This is a genomic window from Nostoc sp. NMS7, assembly GCF_017115085.1.
In the GTDB taxonomy this organism is placed as follows: domain Bacteria; phylum Cyanobacteriota; class Cyanobacteriia; order Cyanobacteriales; family Nostocaceae; genus Nostoc.
On record NZ_JABXKJ010000026.1, the window covers coordinates 1 to 15,624 of the forward strand.

At 43.9% G+C, this 15,624-nt stretch carries 9 protein-coding genes; 6 read left to right on the forward strand and 3 right to left on the reverse strand.

The window, feature by feature from the left end:
• Together HWQ38_RS01870 and HWQ38_RS01875 are read right to left on the reverse strand one after the other, a co-directional pair.
• A partial coding sequence (locus HWQ38_RS01870) for a hypothetical protein (protein WP_292789569.1) occupies positions 1-1,269 on the reverse strand: 1,269 nt, incomplete at its 3' end.
• A gap of 63 nt (positions 1,270-1,332) precedes the next feature.
• Positions 1,333-2,409 carry a hypothetical protein gene (locus HWQ38_RS01875; protein ID WP_292789571.1) on the reverse strand — a complete coding sequence of 359 codons (1,077 nt, stop codon included), beginning with the start codon at positions 2,407-2,409 and terminating at the stop codon, positions 1,333-1,335.
• Between the two features lie 279 nt (positions 2,410-2,688).
• On the opposite strand from HWQ38_RS01875, the gene HWQ38_RS01880 reads away from it, so the two are divergent.
• Both HWQ38_RS01880 and HWQ38_RS01885 read left to right on the forward strand, forming a co-directional pair.
• Positions 2,689-3,321: a hypothetical protein gene (locus HWQ38_RS01880; protein ID WP_292789572.1), complete on the forward strand. Its 633-nt coding sequence runs from the start codon at positions 2,689-2,691 to the stop codon at positions 3,319-3,321.
• 357 nt (positions 3,322-3,678) lie between these two features.
• On the forward strand, positions 3,679-6,009 hold the full coding sequence (locus tag HWQ38_RS01885) for an alpha/beta fold hydrolase (protein WP_292789573.1): 2,331 nt from the start codon (positions 3,679-3,681) through the stop codon (positions 6,007-6,009).
• A 167-nt stretch (positions 6,010-6,176) separates the two neighbouring features.
• Here HWQ38_RS01885 and HWQ38_RS01890 read toward each other — a convergent pair whose 3' ends face one another.
• Complete coding sequence (locus tag HWQ38_RS01890; protein WP_292789575.1) at positions 6,177-6,878, reverse strand: hypothetical protein; 702 nt, start codon at positions 6,876-6,878, stop codon at positions 6,177-6,179.
• Between the two features lie 416 nt (positions 6,879-7,294).
• Between HWQ38_RS01890 and HWQ38_RS01895 the strand changes: the two genes are divergently transcribed.
• The 4 genes from HWQ38_RS01895 to HWQ38_RS01910 all read left to right on the forward strand — a co-directional run bounded on the left by HWQ38_RS01895 (position 7,295) and on the right by HWQ38_RS01910 (position 15,607).
• Complete coding sequence (locus tag HWQ38_RS01895; protein ID WP_292789576.1) at positions 7,295-9,490, forward strand: transglycosylase SLT domain-containing protein; 2,196 nt, start codon at positions 7,295-7,297, stop codon at positions 9,488-9,490.
• Between the two features lie 484 nt (positions 9,491-9,974).
• Entirely contained in the window at positions 9,975-10,112 is a 138-nt protein-coding gene (locus tag HWQ38_RS01900) for a hypothetical protein (RefSeq protein WP_292789577.1), read from the forward strand.
• Between the two features lie 808 nt (positions 10,113-10,920).
• Positions 10,921-13,380, forward strand: a complete 2,460-nt coding sequence (gene glf, locus HWQ38_RS01905) for a UDP-galactopyranose mutase (protein WP_292789579.1) — start codon at positions 10,921-10,923, stop codon at positions 13,378-13,380.
• Between the two features lie 4 nt (positions 13,381-13,384).
• Positions 13,385-15,607, forward strand: coding sequence for a family 1 glycosylhydrolase (locus tag HWQ38_RS01910; RefSeq protein ID WP_292789581.1), 2,223 nt, complete (start codon positions 13,385-13,387; stop codon positions 15,605-15,607).
• Positions 15,608-15,624 lie beyond the last annotated feature (17 nt).

The following is a 15,624-nucleotide window of genomic DNA, read 5'->3' on the forward strand; positions in this document are numbered from 1 at the left end:
TTTAAAGAAAAGCAATTCTCGGTAGTAAATCCAAAAGTCATCCAAAAATTTGTCTAAAGTCTGTTGATGACAACCAACAAAGGGATTTAACTTTTTATAATGTCTAGCTTCATGTACCCAGCATAAAGCTAAATTATCTGTTATTAACTTAAACTGGGGTGCGTCGTCGCAGACAAGGATTTGTACTACCGGAATTGAGGATTGCTGATGGTAAAAAGCAATCGCCGCAGCTTCTAAAACACGAGTACGATGTTGAGAACTCAGTTTGTTTAAATGCTGATCCAGCAAAGAATTAAACCTATCCGAAGTCAACGCTGTTTCTTGAGGCAATAATTTGATTCGATTCTTCCACTTGGTAGGTAAATTTAAGCTATCTAATAACTCGTATGTCAGTGGATTCAGAATAAACTTAAGCTCTTGGCTGTTCTGTAATACCCCAAGTACGCTTAATCGGTCTTTTTTTTGCGTTGTAGAATAGACTGTGTACAACGGGTTACAAATTACATTTGTTGTGTGATTTACCCCTTTAACACGCGCACTTGTTTGGTCTAAGTGTTGCCAAGGACTGCTCGCTAATCCGGATACGTATACTTCATTAAACTCGGTTTCAAAGTCGCTTTGGTTTTTGATTAGTAGATTCGATAAATATCCTGCTGACATGGAAATACCAATATTTTCTAATAACTCTAATAATTTCCCTTGAGTCATATTACCCCCATAGTAAAGGCTCATTACTAAAGCTTTTACTCCTGGACCAAATTCTCCGTCATATCCGAGCGGTAATTTTGCTAAATAGGTTTTTCCTGTTTGGGGTGAGTAATATTTCTGCTTACGGAAAAGTACGTTATCCGTTTTTAAGAAGATATCTTGAACAATTACTTCCTCATAACCCTTGAATTGTGCGTCTTCTGGTAATTCTGATTGAGGATATTCTACAATCTCTGACCGATCTATTTTGATATTTGCTTTTTTGCTACTCTTACTGTGCGAAGAAGGCGTTTTGCGTTCTTTTTCTGATGAATGGTCTTTCTTAAACCCCTTCAAGTTGGGTTTGATGTCTGGTTTACCTTGTTCTCCTTTAAGATGGTTGTTTTCATCTCGTAACTTTTGGTTTTCTTCTTCTAAATCTTTGATTTTTGAGTGAAGTTGCTCTATTAGGTTCAATAAAAGTTCTACAGTTTGACGCACAGCATTATCTGCAATCTCTTTTGGGTCGATTGTTTGTAGTAATGCCGATACTTGTTTATCTGAAAATGGTTTCTGCGTCATGCACTATATTCTACAATCCGGTGTGACCCTTTGTATCCTCTTATTTTTCTTCCTATCCCCTATTTATTGAGCGGATACAGTGAGGCGGTCAATTAAAATTTTGCCGATCCGAATAACAAGAGTGATGAAAAACCAAATAATCAGTAGTGCCAGGGGCCTGGCTAAAGCGTCCGTCGACCATCTCATGAGGTAGGGGACGCGATACATGATGACTACAATCCCGATGTACCACATCAGAATAAATGCCCAAAACAGTAGCCATGTGAGCAGAGAATAGATCCCCAGTTGGTGCTTGAGGCTAAACTGTCGCCGGATCGTGTCTAGAAACTGCGATCGCTGATGGGCGATTGTGTCTGCATCTGTTTTCTTTTCGCTGGTGTCTATTGTGTGAATAGTTGTGGATGTTTCTGCCTCAGATCGCTTGACCACACCCTGTTTTACCGCAGCTATCTGCTCTTGATGGCGAACTTGCAATGCCGTCTGTTTGCGAATTAAAGTTCGCCGCAGTAACCACAACACAACACTCCCCAACACTAAGCCGATGCTGATTTGCAGTGCCTGTCCAATTCGTTGCCACAATACCTTATGTGAGAAGAGTCTATTAATGCGTTCTACTTCTGCTTGTAATATTTTTTGCCACTCCTGCGCCAATTCCTCCAGAGTTTTTCCGTGGTAGTCAGCATCTGGCTCTGTTACAGTCACCAGCCTTAAAGGACGGGTCGTTTGATCGTCACTTAGCTGGAGGATTAAATCCTTATTCAAAATGGCAATAGAAACCAGAGGAGTTTGTTTAGCTTTGTTAGTTCGGTCGAGCGCTCGGATCAGCCGTTGCGTAATTTCTTCGGCACGTACCTCTACTGGAAGAGATCCGTCTGGCGGTTGGCTACGATTAAAAACAGTGGGAGAGACAATCTCAAACAATAAGTTTCTGTCTAAGGGTGAATGCACAGAGGCAATTTCATACATACCGAGGCGGGTAACACCACTAGGTGGCTGGTGCGGATCGTTAGAGGCTGTGGTAGGTAACGAAGGCAGTTGACTGTGAGCGATCGCACTCCAAGCAAATACTATTGCGATCGTCATCACACTGACTAGCACAAACCGAATTATTGAATGGAGGAAGCGATTAAACAAGAACATAATCTATGGGAAAGTGATTGAATAACTGATATTAGCATTGGTCATCTCCGACTTTAATTTATTATCATCAATTAATTTTAGATATTTTAGGGTTATTAGATAAAACTTGGCGATTGCTTCCTATACAAAAGCTCTAGAATTCAGAAATTGCAAAAGTTTTCGGAGAGTGACAAAACGAAATAGTTTAAAAATATTTTGCAAGTGTTAACTAGCAAACGCACATTTATGAAATAATATCAAATGTCATCTTCGTTGTCATAACTCAAGAGTTTTATGGTGATGAAATCATCAAATTCGTTTTTAGCAGTAGCACTGGCGATCGCTTCTTTGAGTTTTCCCGTATCCGTCAAAGCCGATACCGTGAATGCCCGTTGCGATGTGTTCCCAAAAGGAGAAGACCGCGCCACATCTTCTGGTTCCTGTACCTTTTCCCAACGGCAGGGTGCGGTTAGCATTGAACTGGAAAATGGTCGTCGCTATGACCTGCTCCCTGAGGTGAATCGACCCGGCAATTATCGCGATCAAAATGGTGATGCTGCCTATCGACAAGCTGGACTTGGCGACCGGGGACAGATTTATCGTCTCGCCACTGAGTCAATTTTTGTCTATTGGGATACATCTGCCAATCGACAAAACTCAGTTAACAGAAATCGTAGGACTGCTGCTAGGCGTCAGCCTGAAGCGGGTACTACCGTCTCTCGGTTGAGTGATTTAGTGGGGGCAAGGGCAGGACAGGCAGAAAACACAGTGAAAAAACGGGGCTATCGATGGGTCAAGAGTGATGATTCGGGAAATTCTGTCTATAGCTACTGGCTAGAAGGCAAAACCAACTACTGTGTAACGATCCTAACAGAGCAAGGACGCTACCAATCGATCGTTTACACCGGTGGTTCAGGAGATTGTCAGAAGTAGTTGCTATCTGGAAAAACAATCCAATTTAGAGGGCATTGAGAGGATGTCTTAAAAGTTAGCCGAGAAACCTGAAACCCCCATTCCTTCATTCAGGCATAATATCTGAAACGCTGATTTTTTCGTGAAGAAGCATCGTCCAAGGGACTTCTCAGACATTATGCCTTAAGGAGTGGATATTACATATCGGCTCAATAAACTGGGGTAGTACAGAACATAAAAAGGTTTGCGAGGTATATGCAGCGTTATCAAATATAACAGACGCAAAAACTTCTTATCTGTGACTGACAGTGGCACTTCACGATCGCCTTACCAATTCTGAACCGTTATTTTCCTTAATAATCACGATACATTTTTAACATGAAGCTTCAAAATTTGCTTTTAGCAGTCACAACCGCGATCGCTTCATTTGGTTTCTCTGTAGCCGCGAAAGCAGAGACGGTAGAGGCGAATTGTGTCATCTATTCAAAAGTGGAAATTGGCAAGGTGGATACTGTACCCTGCACCTTTTCACAACTACGACAAGGCATAGTGACCATTCAACTCAGCAATGGCAAATACTATTTCTTACAATCGCTCGGTAAACGCCCCGGAAGCTATCTCGATCAAAAGAGTCGAGTAGTCTACCGACAAGATGCACTCGGCAGCAAAGGTCAAATCTATCAATTTCCTGATGAATCGATCTACCTCTACTGGATTACTCGTGCATCTACTCAATCCCAATCGATTCGCCTCAACCCTTCACAAACGCCAAGCACACAGACGGCCAATCCAGTTCAAGCTGCCTCTGGATTTGCCGCGCCACCTTCGCCGCAATCATCTCTCGACCGCACGACTCAAATCCCTTGCCCCGTTGCTGTTGCGCCAGAAGAAATCGACGGCAAAACGACGAGCTGTGGCATTCTCACCGTTCCCGAAAACTATAGCCAACCCAACGGACGCAAAGTTGAAATTACTTACACCATTTTCAAGAGCAAGAGTCTTTCACCCCAGCCCGATCCCCTCTTAGTTTTACATGGAGGACCGGGCAGCAGCGATATAATGGCTCTAGGAGTATTCCCTCAATTTTATGAACCTCAGCGTCAGACCCGTGACGTGATTCTATTCGATCAGCGCGGCTCTCGATTTTCAGGCGATCTGGCTTGTTCTCCCACCTTCGTTGCATTGGATACGCTGGCTAAAGATTCCAACAGCGAATGGCGCAATAGGTATGCTGAATTTACTAAAAAATTTGCTGCCAGTCTCAAAAAAGATGAGTCTAACCTTGCTGAGATACTCTCATATTACAAAGTCTGCTCTGAGTTACTAAAGGCACACGGCTTCGATCTCAATCAGTACAACACTGCTAACAATGCCACAGATGCGATCGATCTGGCGACAGCATTGGGTTATCAAAAGGTCAATCTCTACGGCATTTCTTACGGGACTTATCTAGCATTGCGAATTATGCGCGACTATCCCCAACGTCTGCGGAGCGTCGTGTTGGATTCCACGATTCCCCCTCAAGTGAAAAAGTACGAAGTTGTACCGAGGGATTTGGAAGTAGTGATGCTGAATTTGATTGAAGACTGTCAGAAGGATACCGCCTGTAATGCAGCGTATCCCAATCTCAAAGCACGCACGATCGCGCTTCTAAAAACACTTGCTAAGAAACCCATTGCGATCGCGGGAACTGATAAAGCAGTGTCCGTGACAGATTTTGCTGCCTTAGTTGAATCAGTGAATATCGATCTAGATGCACGCAAAGCTGCTTACATTCCATTAATCGTGTCGGAATTAGAACGAGGCATCACCACGACTTATACAGGTGTTGTATCAGGCAAGATTTTCCCGACTCCCGCAACTAAGCCGATTCCGATTGGTCGTTCGCAAGAACTTCTTGCCAAAGCGGATGAGTTGCGAGAACAAGCCCGCAAACTTTTGAGCGAAACTGCCAACTTAGCCCAAGCCAATCGTCCGTCTCAGAAATGGGTACAGCAGGTATTGACAACTATCGAAACCCTGCCAGGAAAAGAACGCCCCAAAGTGAAAGCTAATTTTTATGGCGTAGGCTTTCAAACTCAAAAACCGCGCGATCGTAGTGTTTTAATCACCTCGATCGCGGAAATCTTCCCAGAGAACAAAAGACAGCCGCTGATTCAAGCTTTGCAAACGATGTCAGAGACAGAAATCCGTCATGTTTATGAATCGATTGGGGCTATTTTCCGCTCTGTCCTAAAGATAGATGCCATTGAGGCTGAGGGTGTGTTTAGAAGCTTCGATTGTCAAGATTTAGTCCCTCCTAGCAATAAGGATCGGACGCTGGCAACGTTTGAAGCGCTGGAGATGCCTGGTTTAGGACTAAATCGAGCGATCGCTGCTCGGCAAGCCTACGCCATCTGTCAAATCTGGTCTGTCAAGCCTGCTCCCAAGCGCGATCGCGAAATCGTAAAAAGCAATATTCCTACCCTAATTCTCCAAGATCGCTATGATGCTCAGACACCTACAACTGTGGGCAAACAGGCACTAGCAGGATTGACAAATGGCACATTGATAGAATTTCCCAATTTCGGGCATGGCGCTCTTGTATTTTCGCAATGTGCTAGAGATGTAGGAGCCGCGTTTGTGATGAATCCCACTTCATCTCCCAATGCAGCGTGCAGGGAAGCTTTGAAAACCAAGTTCGTGCTGCCTCCAACTTCCCCAAACTAGGTTGTCATGGAGCATCCTGCTAAAGCCAATGTCAAAGACCGCGATCGATTCTAGATGATGCGTTATTCGCCGCATTCCCAAATACAGTAGCCGCATTTCTACCACCATTGGCAAAGCTCAGGATGAACTGGCGTTACTTATTGGGACTTAGACAAAAAGTAGCCAGACTAGAAACGAGTTCTGCCACTGCTCCAGTCGCCTGAATCGCAACTACCACGGAAATGCTCAATCCCATTAATGGCAATTCGTCCACTGCGTCGATCGATTTCAACACGCGGATGATTTAGCCCATTCACTCGGTATTTTCCCGTGATTTGCTCAGGTGTGACACGGAGATCGTTGAGGTTCCACCATCCATTAGTACCGCCTGAATTAATTGGCGGGATGAGCTTTCCGGTCAGATGAATTTTTCCCTGCATATTACGAATCTCGACTTGAACCTCGGAATCGAACTCGTTTGTTGAAGACTCTATACGATTTTGCAGTTCATAGCGATGACGATGTGAGTTCCATTCATAGCTGTTACGGCTTTCAAGACTTGGTTTGCGACCTTCACCGTAGCAGATTAAGGTCAGTCTTTGGCGCATTGAGTCGTCACTGTGGCGCTCAGGTGCGCTTTGCTCCCGGAGATAGGTATCGATCGCAGCTTGAGCTTTACCAATTTCTCTTGAACTACAGGAACGACCATTTTGAAGTAGCTCCCCTTGAGGACTAAAAAGGACAGTGCAACCGCTTCCTCGTGTCATCCCCGTCACACTTAAATTACCGTTGTCTATAGTGTCGATTACCGCTTGAGCATTCACAGAACTCGCAACTGTAAGTGTGAGTAAACTCAGCGCGATCGGCGTTAAAGCGCGCAATGTTTTCATTGTTATGTTGATTGTTGTTTTGAATATATATGAATTGATTGGATCGCTCTATCACCAGGAGGTTGAATGGTAGAGTCAGTACACCGAAAAGTTATGTCAACGCCAAAAATAATAGCCTATGATACCGTTTTTAGATAATAAGTTTTTTGTGAATACTTGAGGGTGTAAGAGGTGGTTGCTGACGGCAACCATCTCTTACACCCTCATAATGATTATCATTAAGTGCATTTATGATATACCCAAGATAGATGTAATAGTATGTAAAATGTGCTATTTACTCAATACTGCTAAAGGTAGGATTGAAAATTAGGGTTTTTCTACATAAAATTAAAAATCTAAAATTAAAAATTGGACACACTGATGGTTAGGAGTGTTAGAGTTTCAAGAAATTCACCGGAACTTTTCAGCGGGTATTCATGCTGAAGAAACTACAGAAAAAGCAAATTTCGATAATTGCGGGTGCAGCACTGTTTGCCTTTTTAGCTGGGGCAATGGTATCAGCACCTGAGATTGGCAAGTCTCTGGGGAAATGGCTCAAACTGAGTCAGAATCAAGCAGAGCAAACATCAGAGGGTAGCATTGCCCAATCGGCGGTCTTTCCACTGGTATCACAATCTCTGCCAGAACGGGCGGCACAACTAGCAGCGATCGCCGGACAATCGCGATCGCCAGACCGAAATCGCGCTCGTTATCTTTTGGCGAGTGATTACATTGAAAGAACCCAAGGGCAAAAAGCCCTGGTTTTACTGGAGGGACTAGAGAAAGACTATCCCATTCTCGCGCCCTATATTTTGCTGAAACAGGCGCAGGCACAGGATATACTGGGCAAGGATGGCAAAGCCTCCGATCTCAGGCAAAGCGTGCTGAAACAGTATCCCAAAGAAGCGGCGACAGTGAAAGCGCTATATCTGATTGCTCAACCGAAGCAACAAGAAACCGCGATCGCTCAATTTCCTTCTAATCCTCTAACTTGGGAAATTATCCGCAAACGCTTACAAGAAAATCCCAATCAGCCACAATTACAATTGATTTTGGCTAAATATGCCTATGATCAACCAGGGATAGTGGGCGTTTTGGATCAGTTAGTCAAACAGCCTACCCTGAAAGCCGAAGACTGGGAACTGATTGGTACAAGCTATTGGGAAAATAATCAATTTCTGAAAGCGGCGAATGCTTATGCCAAAGCACCGAAAACATCGCGCAACCTCTACCGTACTGCACGGGGGTTACAGGTAGGAGGCAAAGATCAACAAAAAGCAATCGCCACCTATAAACAATTAGTGCAGCAATTCCCAAATACTGAAGAAACTGGGAATGCTCTACTGCGTTTAGCAGAAATGGCCAAAACAGGTAAAGACGGCTTACCCTATCTTGAGCAGGTAATTAGTAAATTTCCGAAACAAGCTGGTATTGCACTGGTACAAAAAGCCAAAACTCTCCAAGCTACGAATAATCAAAAGTCAGCTAGCCAAGCGTGGCAATTACTCATAGCCAAATACGGCAATTCTGATGAAGCGGCAGAATATCGCTGGAAAATCGCCCAAGATAAAGCCAAAGCTAAAGATTACGTCCGTGCTTGGCAATGGGCAGAACCAATTGTCACCAACAATCCTAACAGTATTTTAGCTCCGAGAGCAGGCTTTTGGGTGGGGAAATGGGCAGCTTTGCTAGGGAAACAGCAGCAATCTCAAACTGCTTATGAGTATGTGATTAGCCAGTTTCCCTACTCTTACTATGCATGGCGAGCTGCAACGATGCTGGGGCTAAATGTGGGCAACTTTGACAACGTGCGCGTCATGAACCCGGAAGTAATCGCACAAGAGCGTCCATTACCCCCTGCTGGTTCTAAGACTTTCAAAGAATTGTATCTGCTGGGCCAAGACCGCGATGCTTGGTTACAATGGGAAACAGAATTTCAGAACAAAATTCAGCCAACGGTAGCCGAGCAATTTACTGAAGGGTTGATGCGACAGGCAAAGGGAGAAAATCTCACCGGAATTGACAAAATTTCTAAATTGGAAGATCGGGAAATACCAGCAGAACTTGCCCAATATCAGGCTTTAAGCAAACAGATTACCTACTGGCAAGCGCGTTATCCATTTCCCTATCTCCGGGAGATTGAAAAGTGGTCTACTGAGCGTAAACTCAATCCACTGTTAGTCACTGCCTTAATCCGTCAAGAGTCACGGTTTGAGCCAAAAATCAAATCCGTTGCTAACGCTACTGGTTTAATGCAGTTGTTGCCGAGTACAGCTCAATGGATCGCCCCACAAATCAAGGTGGATATCAAAACCATAAACTTAGAAAATCCCAACGATAACATCATGCTGGGTACATGGTATTTGGATCATACCCATCAGCAATATAACAATAACTCGCTGCTAGCGATCGCCAGTTACAATGCTGGCCCTGGTAATGTTTCCAAATGGCTGCAAACTCTAACTACAAAAGATCCAGATGAGTTTGTTGAAGAAATTCCCTTTGATGAAACCAAAAATTATGTGCGGCAAGTATTTGGCAACTACTGGAATTATCTGAGGCTTTACAACCCTGAGATTTCTAGCACCGTCGCCAAGTACTCGACCACCCACCCACAACTACCGGGGCGATAATCTTAAAAAGTTATGAGTTGTGAATGTTGAGTTAAAGCCATTTTCAGGTAAATAGACCACGCGGTAGGGGCACAGCATTGCTGTGCCCCTACGACAGATGTGGTTCAAATACATGAAAACTGCTGTAAAGCAATTTTTTAAACCTCATAGTCTAGTGATGTGTCACCAACTTTTACACATAATTAAGGTGGCGCGATCGCTAGCTAATATTTTAGGACTTACGCATTGACAATAAATAGTAAATATGTATAACGTGAAAAACCACATCTTTCGTAGGAGTTTAGCAATCTCATTGGTGTCAACTTAAGGGAAAAATCGCTTATCTGTTGGCTTCCACGCCCGCCTGGAACTTCAGTTCCTTGTGGGACATGGGTTTTACGTTAAATTGACACGCATGAGCAATGCTAAACCCCTACAGCATGGTCTATTTACGATCAAAAAATAATTAAGAAAATACTTTGTTTTATGTGGTAGTTCTGTACAAGTGCAGGGGAAATTACTGGGTGAGTTATTTGTAGTAAAGGATATTACCCGCGAACAGACAATGTTTGTGGTGATGGTACAAAGTTTAGCTATTACTAGTGTTTTGGCAATTATTGTTTTAACTGCTGCGATCGCATAATTAAAATCGAGTCAACAATTTATCCAATTGAGGTAAAACCAGACTACAATCGCCTCAAACAAGTATTATTTAATTTGATGGATAATGCTATTAAGTATTCAGAAGCGGATACACCCATAATTTTTAAGTTAAATCAGCTTCCAGACAAGGCAATTATTCATGCACTGCGTGAGTAATCGTAATCACTTAATGATTTCCGCAATAAACAACATATTAGTGATTAGTTAGACTTAGTATCAAACCTAGTACATACTGGGGCGATCGTTACAGCTATTTTCAATTAAAGGACTGACAAATACAGGACTTACACAAACAATAGCCGAAACCGTGATTTTCACTAGGGGCAATTCATGAATTGCCCCTACAGCGTGTCATTTTGCGTAAGTCCTAAAATAAAAAAATACTCAACTACTTATTGTGGGGTGGGCGTCTGGACTACCCCATAAAATTAGATAATTTATTTGTTGCAAATCCCTAATAAGGAATCCCAATAAGCTAAAAAAATTACATTAATTCATTTAAATAGTATATAATACCCAAACAGAGTTTGTATTTAGTCTTACTTAAAAACTTCATCTAAATATCACACTTTTGACATACATCAAGCAGGTCGTTATTTTAGTAAAATCGGGCAAATAGGAGGATTTTTTATTAATTGAGAAAAACTTTATAAGCATCATACATGAGCTTCTTGTAATTATTTCTTTAACTAAATAAATATTCTGACTAAAAGTAGTAAAATTTATTACCAGTAAGTAGTGCAATAAAGCTTGTAAATTCAAAGTTATCTAAGGTGAGTTAATTATCTATGTCAAGCAATAAAGTCGAAGTAGAAAACAACGGTGTCAACCATAATGTGTCGTTAAATCGGAGTGAAGTAAAGCTAACAGAATCGACTAAATCCCAATCATTAAATACATTATCACTGACTTTATCCTCATCCAATAAAAGTTCCCGAACCAAAAAATTTACAGATACACCTGATATAGTTTGCCTATCTCATTTGCGTTGGAATTTCGTTTATCAAAGACCACAACATCTTCTCAGCCGCTGCGCTCAAGGAAAGCGGGTGTTCTTTATTGAGGAGCCAATTTTTAGCCAGGAGCCATTGGGGCGATTGAATATCAGCCAAGATAATAGTGGGGTTGTTGTTGTTGTCCCACACTTACTAGAAGGGCTGAGTCAGGAAGCAATAAACGCAGATTTACAAGTATTGATTGATGGTTTGTTTGTAGAGCATGACATCAACAAATACATTTGTTGGTATTACACTCCAATGGCGATCGCTTGGACAGGCCATTTGCAACCCGAAGCAGTTATATATGATTGCATGGATGAATTGTCTGCCTTTAAAGGAGCATCACCCACTTTAAAAAACTACGAAGCAGAACTATTTCGTCGTGCAGACTTAGTGTTTACAGGGGGACAAAGCCTTTACGAAAGTAAGGTAAACCAGCACCCAAGCGTTTATGCATTTCCCAGTAGTGTAGATGTAGCCCACTTTGGACAAGGAAGAACTCTTAAAGAAGAACCAGCAGACCAAGCAAATATTCCTCATCCCCGCCTTGGCTTCTTTGGTGTGATTGATGAGCGGATGGATATTGAACTGCTGGCTGGGATTGCTGAGGCTCGACCTAACTGGCATTTAGTCATAATTGGGCCAGTTGTGAAAATTGATCCAGCAACTCTACCACAGCATGAAAATATTCATTATCTCGGTGGTAAAGACTATAAAGACTTGCCTGCATATTTGGCAGGTTGGGATTTAGCAATGTTGCCGTTTGCGCGAAACGAATCAACACGCTTTATTAGTCCGACTAAGACACCAGAGTATCTTGCCGCAGGTAAACCTGTAGTGTCTACCTCAATTCAAGACGTAATCCGCCCCTATGGAGACTTGAAACTAGTGCGGATTGCAGACATAACTGAAGAGTTCATCGCCGCCGCCGAACAGGCAATGCAACAAGATACCTCAGCATCAGGATGGTTGAGTCGGGTAGATGCCTTCTTAGAGCAGATTTCTTGGGATCGGACTTGGGGATCAATGATGCAGTTGATAGAGTCTGCGATCGCTACCACACACGATGCGACAGTTAATGGTAATGGTACAAATGGGAAATCTCACATCTCAACAGATATCCCAGAAGCACCAAGCATCATTACCAGAGAGTTTTTATTTGATTACCTAGTTGTCGGTGCGGGGTTTTCTGGTAGTGTTCTAGCTGAACGCTTGGCGAGAAATTCTGGTAAAAAAATATTGGTTGTAGATAAGCGCAACCATATCGGCGGCAATGCTTACGACCATTACGACGATCACGGGATTCTCGTACATAAATACGGACCCCATATCTTTCACACCAACTCACGCGAAGTTTTTGAATATCTCTCACAGTTTACTCCCTGGCGTGCTTACGAGCATCATGTTTTAGCCAGCGTTGATGGGCAACTCCTTCCCATCCCGATTAACCTTGACACGATCAACAAACTCTATGGAATGAACCTCAATTCATTCCAGGCGGAAGAGTTTTTTCAGTCGGTTGCAGAACCGAGAGAAGACATCCGTACCTCTGAAGATGTAGTCATCAGTAAAGTCGGTCAGGTACTTTATGAAAAGTTCTTCAAAAACTACACCCACAAACAATGGGGACTTGATCCTTCAGAACTTGACAAGACAGTAATTGCCCGAATTCCCACCCGTACTAACCGCGACAGTCGATATTTCACTGATAGTTACCAAGCAATGCCACTGCACGGCTTTACTCGGATGTTTGAGAAGATGTTAAATCACCCGAACATCAAAGTAATGCTCAACACTGATTACCGTGAAATCCAGAAAGGAATACCTTGCCGCGAAATCGTTTACACTGGCCCAGTTGATGAGTTTTTTGATTATCGCTACGGTAAACTACCCTATCGCTCACTAGATTTTAAACACGAAACACATCACACCCCTGTATTTCAGTCAGCGCCAGTGATTAACTATCCCAACGAACAGCTCTATACCCGTGTCACCGAATTTAAGTACCTGACTGGCCAGGAACACTCCAAAACTAGTATTGTTTACGAGTTTCCCAAAGCAGAGGGCGACCCTTATTATCCCGTGCCACGTCCTGAAAATCAGGAAATTTACAAACAATACAAAGTGCTGGCTGATCAAAAGCCAGGGGTGCATTTTGTGGGACGGCTAGCTACATACAAGTATCTCAACATGGATCATTGTGTGGCGCAGGCTTTGGCAACATACAAACAAATAGCGGTTAAGGCTTGAGTTTGTGTTTAACTCAAATAAAGACGCGGTTAATAGCGTCTTGAGAGAGAATAATTCACAACTCCCCCTGGAAATGTGGGCTGGTGTAGAGTGTACAGTTAATCGCGTGGGTAACGAATATTTTGATCAGTTGGAACGCAACGGTCATGCAATGCGCCTGGATGACTTAGATTTATTTGCGGAACTAGGGATAAAAGCTATCCGCTACCCTGTGCTCTGGGAGAGCATAGCACCTGATGGGTTAGAAAATGCTGATTGGTCGTGGGTGGATGAAAGACTGGGGCGCTTGCGCGAACTCGGCATCCGTCCGATTGTGGGATTAGTGCATCATGGCAGTGGGCCGCGTAACACCAGCTTGGTAGACCCGGAATTTCCAGAAAAACTCGCGGTGTTTGCCCGTGCAGTTGCCGATCGCTATCCTTGGATAACACATTACACACCGATAAATGAGCCACTGACAACAGCGCGATTTAGTGGGATGTACGGCCACTGGTATCCTCACGGCCGGGATAATTTAACTTTCGCTCGTGCTTTGTTGGGAGAGTGTCGCGGAGTTGCACTGGCGATGCAAGTGATCCGAGAAGTCAACCCCAACGCCCAACTTGTGCAAACCGAGGATTTGGGTAAGATTTACAGTACACCAAAGCTGGCTTATCAAGCAGAATTTGAAAACGAACGTCGCTGGTTGAGCTTTGATTTATTATGTGGTCGAATCACTCAAACTCATTCCATGTGGGGTTACTTGCGCTACTGTGGGGTGAGTGAGGCTGAACTTGAGGGATTTTTGCAAAATCCTTGTCCACCTGACATCATCGGCATTAACCATTATTTAACTAGTGAACGCTTTTTGGATGAGCATAGAGAAAACTATCCTGCTTGGACCTATGGCGGTAATGGGCAACATAAGTATGCGGATGTAGAGGCGGTGCGAGTTTGTGCTGAGGGTTTGGCAGGGCCACACACATTGCTACTAGAGGCATGGGAACGCTATCACCTGCCCCTTGCTGTCACCGAAGCTCATATCAGCTGCACCCGCGAGGAGCAGCTACGTTGGTTTTATGAAGTGTGGACTGCGGCAGAGGAATTACAATCTCAGGGTGTGGATATCCGCGCTGTAACTGCTTGGGCGTTGCTTGGGAGTTACGATTGGAATAGTTTAGTAACAAAAGCTCACGGCTACTACGAGCCAGGTGTATTTGATTTGCGTTCTCCCTATCCCCGACCGACAGCGATCGCTAAAATGGTGCGAGTTCTAGCAACTGGACATCAACCAGATCACCCGCTACTTCATACCCCAGGATGGTGGCATCGGCAAGATCGCCTGTTATACCCGGTGCTAAGTTGTAGTGGAAACATCGGCAGAGCAAGGAAAAGTAAAGCAACATCCCCCTCAGTTCCCCTAGCGATCGTCGGTGCCAGAGGAACTCTGGGAAAGGCTTTTGCTCGGTTGTGCCAAGTGCGCGGGATTTCATATCACCTACTGACGCGTCAAGAAATGGATATTACCGATCCGGACTCTGTGAATCTGGCGCTTACCCAGTTGAAGCCGTGGGCAGTTGTGAACGCTGCGGGATACGTGCGGGTGGACGATGCCGAACGTGAACCCGATGTTTGCCTGCAAGTGAACGCCGAAGGCGCAGCGATTCTAGCTGCTGCTTGCGCTCAACATAACTTACCGGTATTGACTTTCTCCTCAGATTTGGTATTTGACGGTGCCGTATCTAATCCTTATGTCGAAACTGATCTTGTTGCCCCCCTTAATGTATATGGGTGCAGCAAAGTTTTGGCGGAAAAGCTTGTATTGGAAGCTGATCCAGCCGCACTAGTGATTCGCACCAGTGCATTTTTTGGCCCGTGGGATGATTACAACTTTATCACGATCGCCCTGCGTCAGCTTAGTGCTGGCAATACTTTCGTCGCCGCAGAGGATGGAATTGTTTCACCTACCTATCTGCCAGATTTGGTTCATGCTAGTCTGGATTTATTAATTGATGGCGAGTCTGGGCTGTGGCATTTGGCGAACAAGAGTGCGATCGCCTGGGCTGATTTAGCAAGGTTAGCGGCTACGCGAGCTGGAGTCAGTGTCAGCAATCTGATTGCACTACCCACACAACAACTTGGTTTAACTGCTCTCCGCCCAACTTATAGCGTTCTTGGTAGCAGCCGAGGTGAATTAATGCCATCCCTTGACAGTGCAATTTCTCGCTACTTGCAAGAAAGAATCTAGTGGTCTAACCGTTCGTA

Coding starts and splice junctions, on each gene's coding strand:
- HWQ38_RS01875 (WP_292789571.1), bottom strand. CDS start 2,409: ATGTTCTTGTTTAATCGCTTCCTCCATTCAATAATTCGGTTTGTGCTA.
- HWQ38_RS01880 (WP_292789572.1), top strand. CDS start 2,689: ATGAAATCATCAAATTCGTTTTTAGCAGTAGCACTGGCGATCGCTTCT.
- HWQ38_RS01885 (WP_292789573.1), top strand. CDS start 3,679: ATGAAGCTTCAAAATTTGCTTTTAGCAGTCACAACCGCGATCGCTTCA.
- HWQ38_RS01890 (WP_292789575.1), bottom strand. CDS start 6,878: ATGAAAACATTGCGCGCTTTAACGCCGATCGCGCTGAGTTTACTCACA.
- HWQ38_RS01895 (WP_292789576.1), top strand. CDS start 7,295: ATGCTGAAGAAACTACAGAAAAAGCAAATTTCGATAATTGCGGGTGCA.
- glf (WP_292789579.1), top strand. CDS start 10,921: ATGTCAAGCAATAAAGTCGAAGTAGAAAACAACGGTGTCAACCATAAT.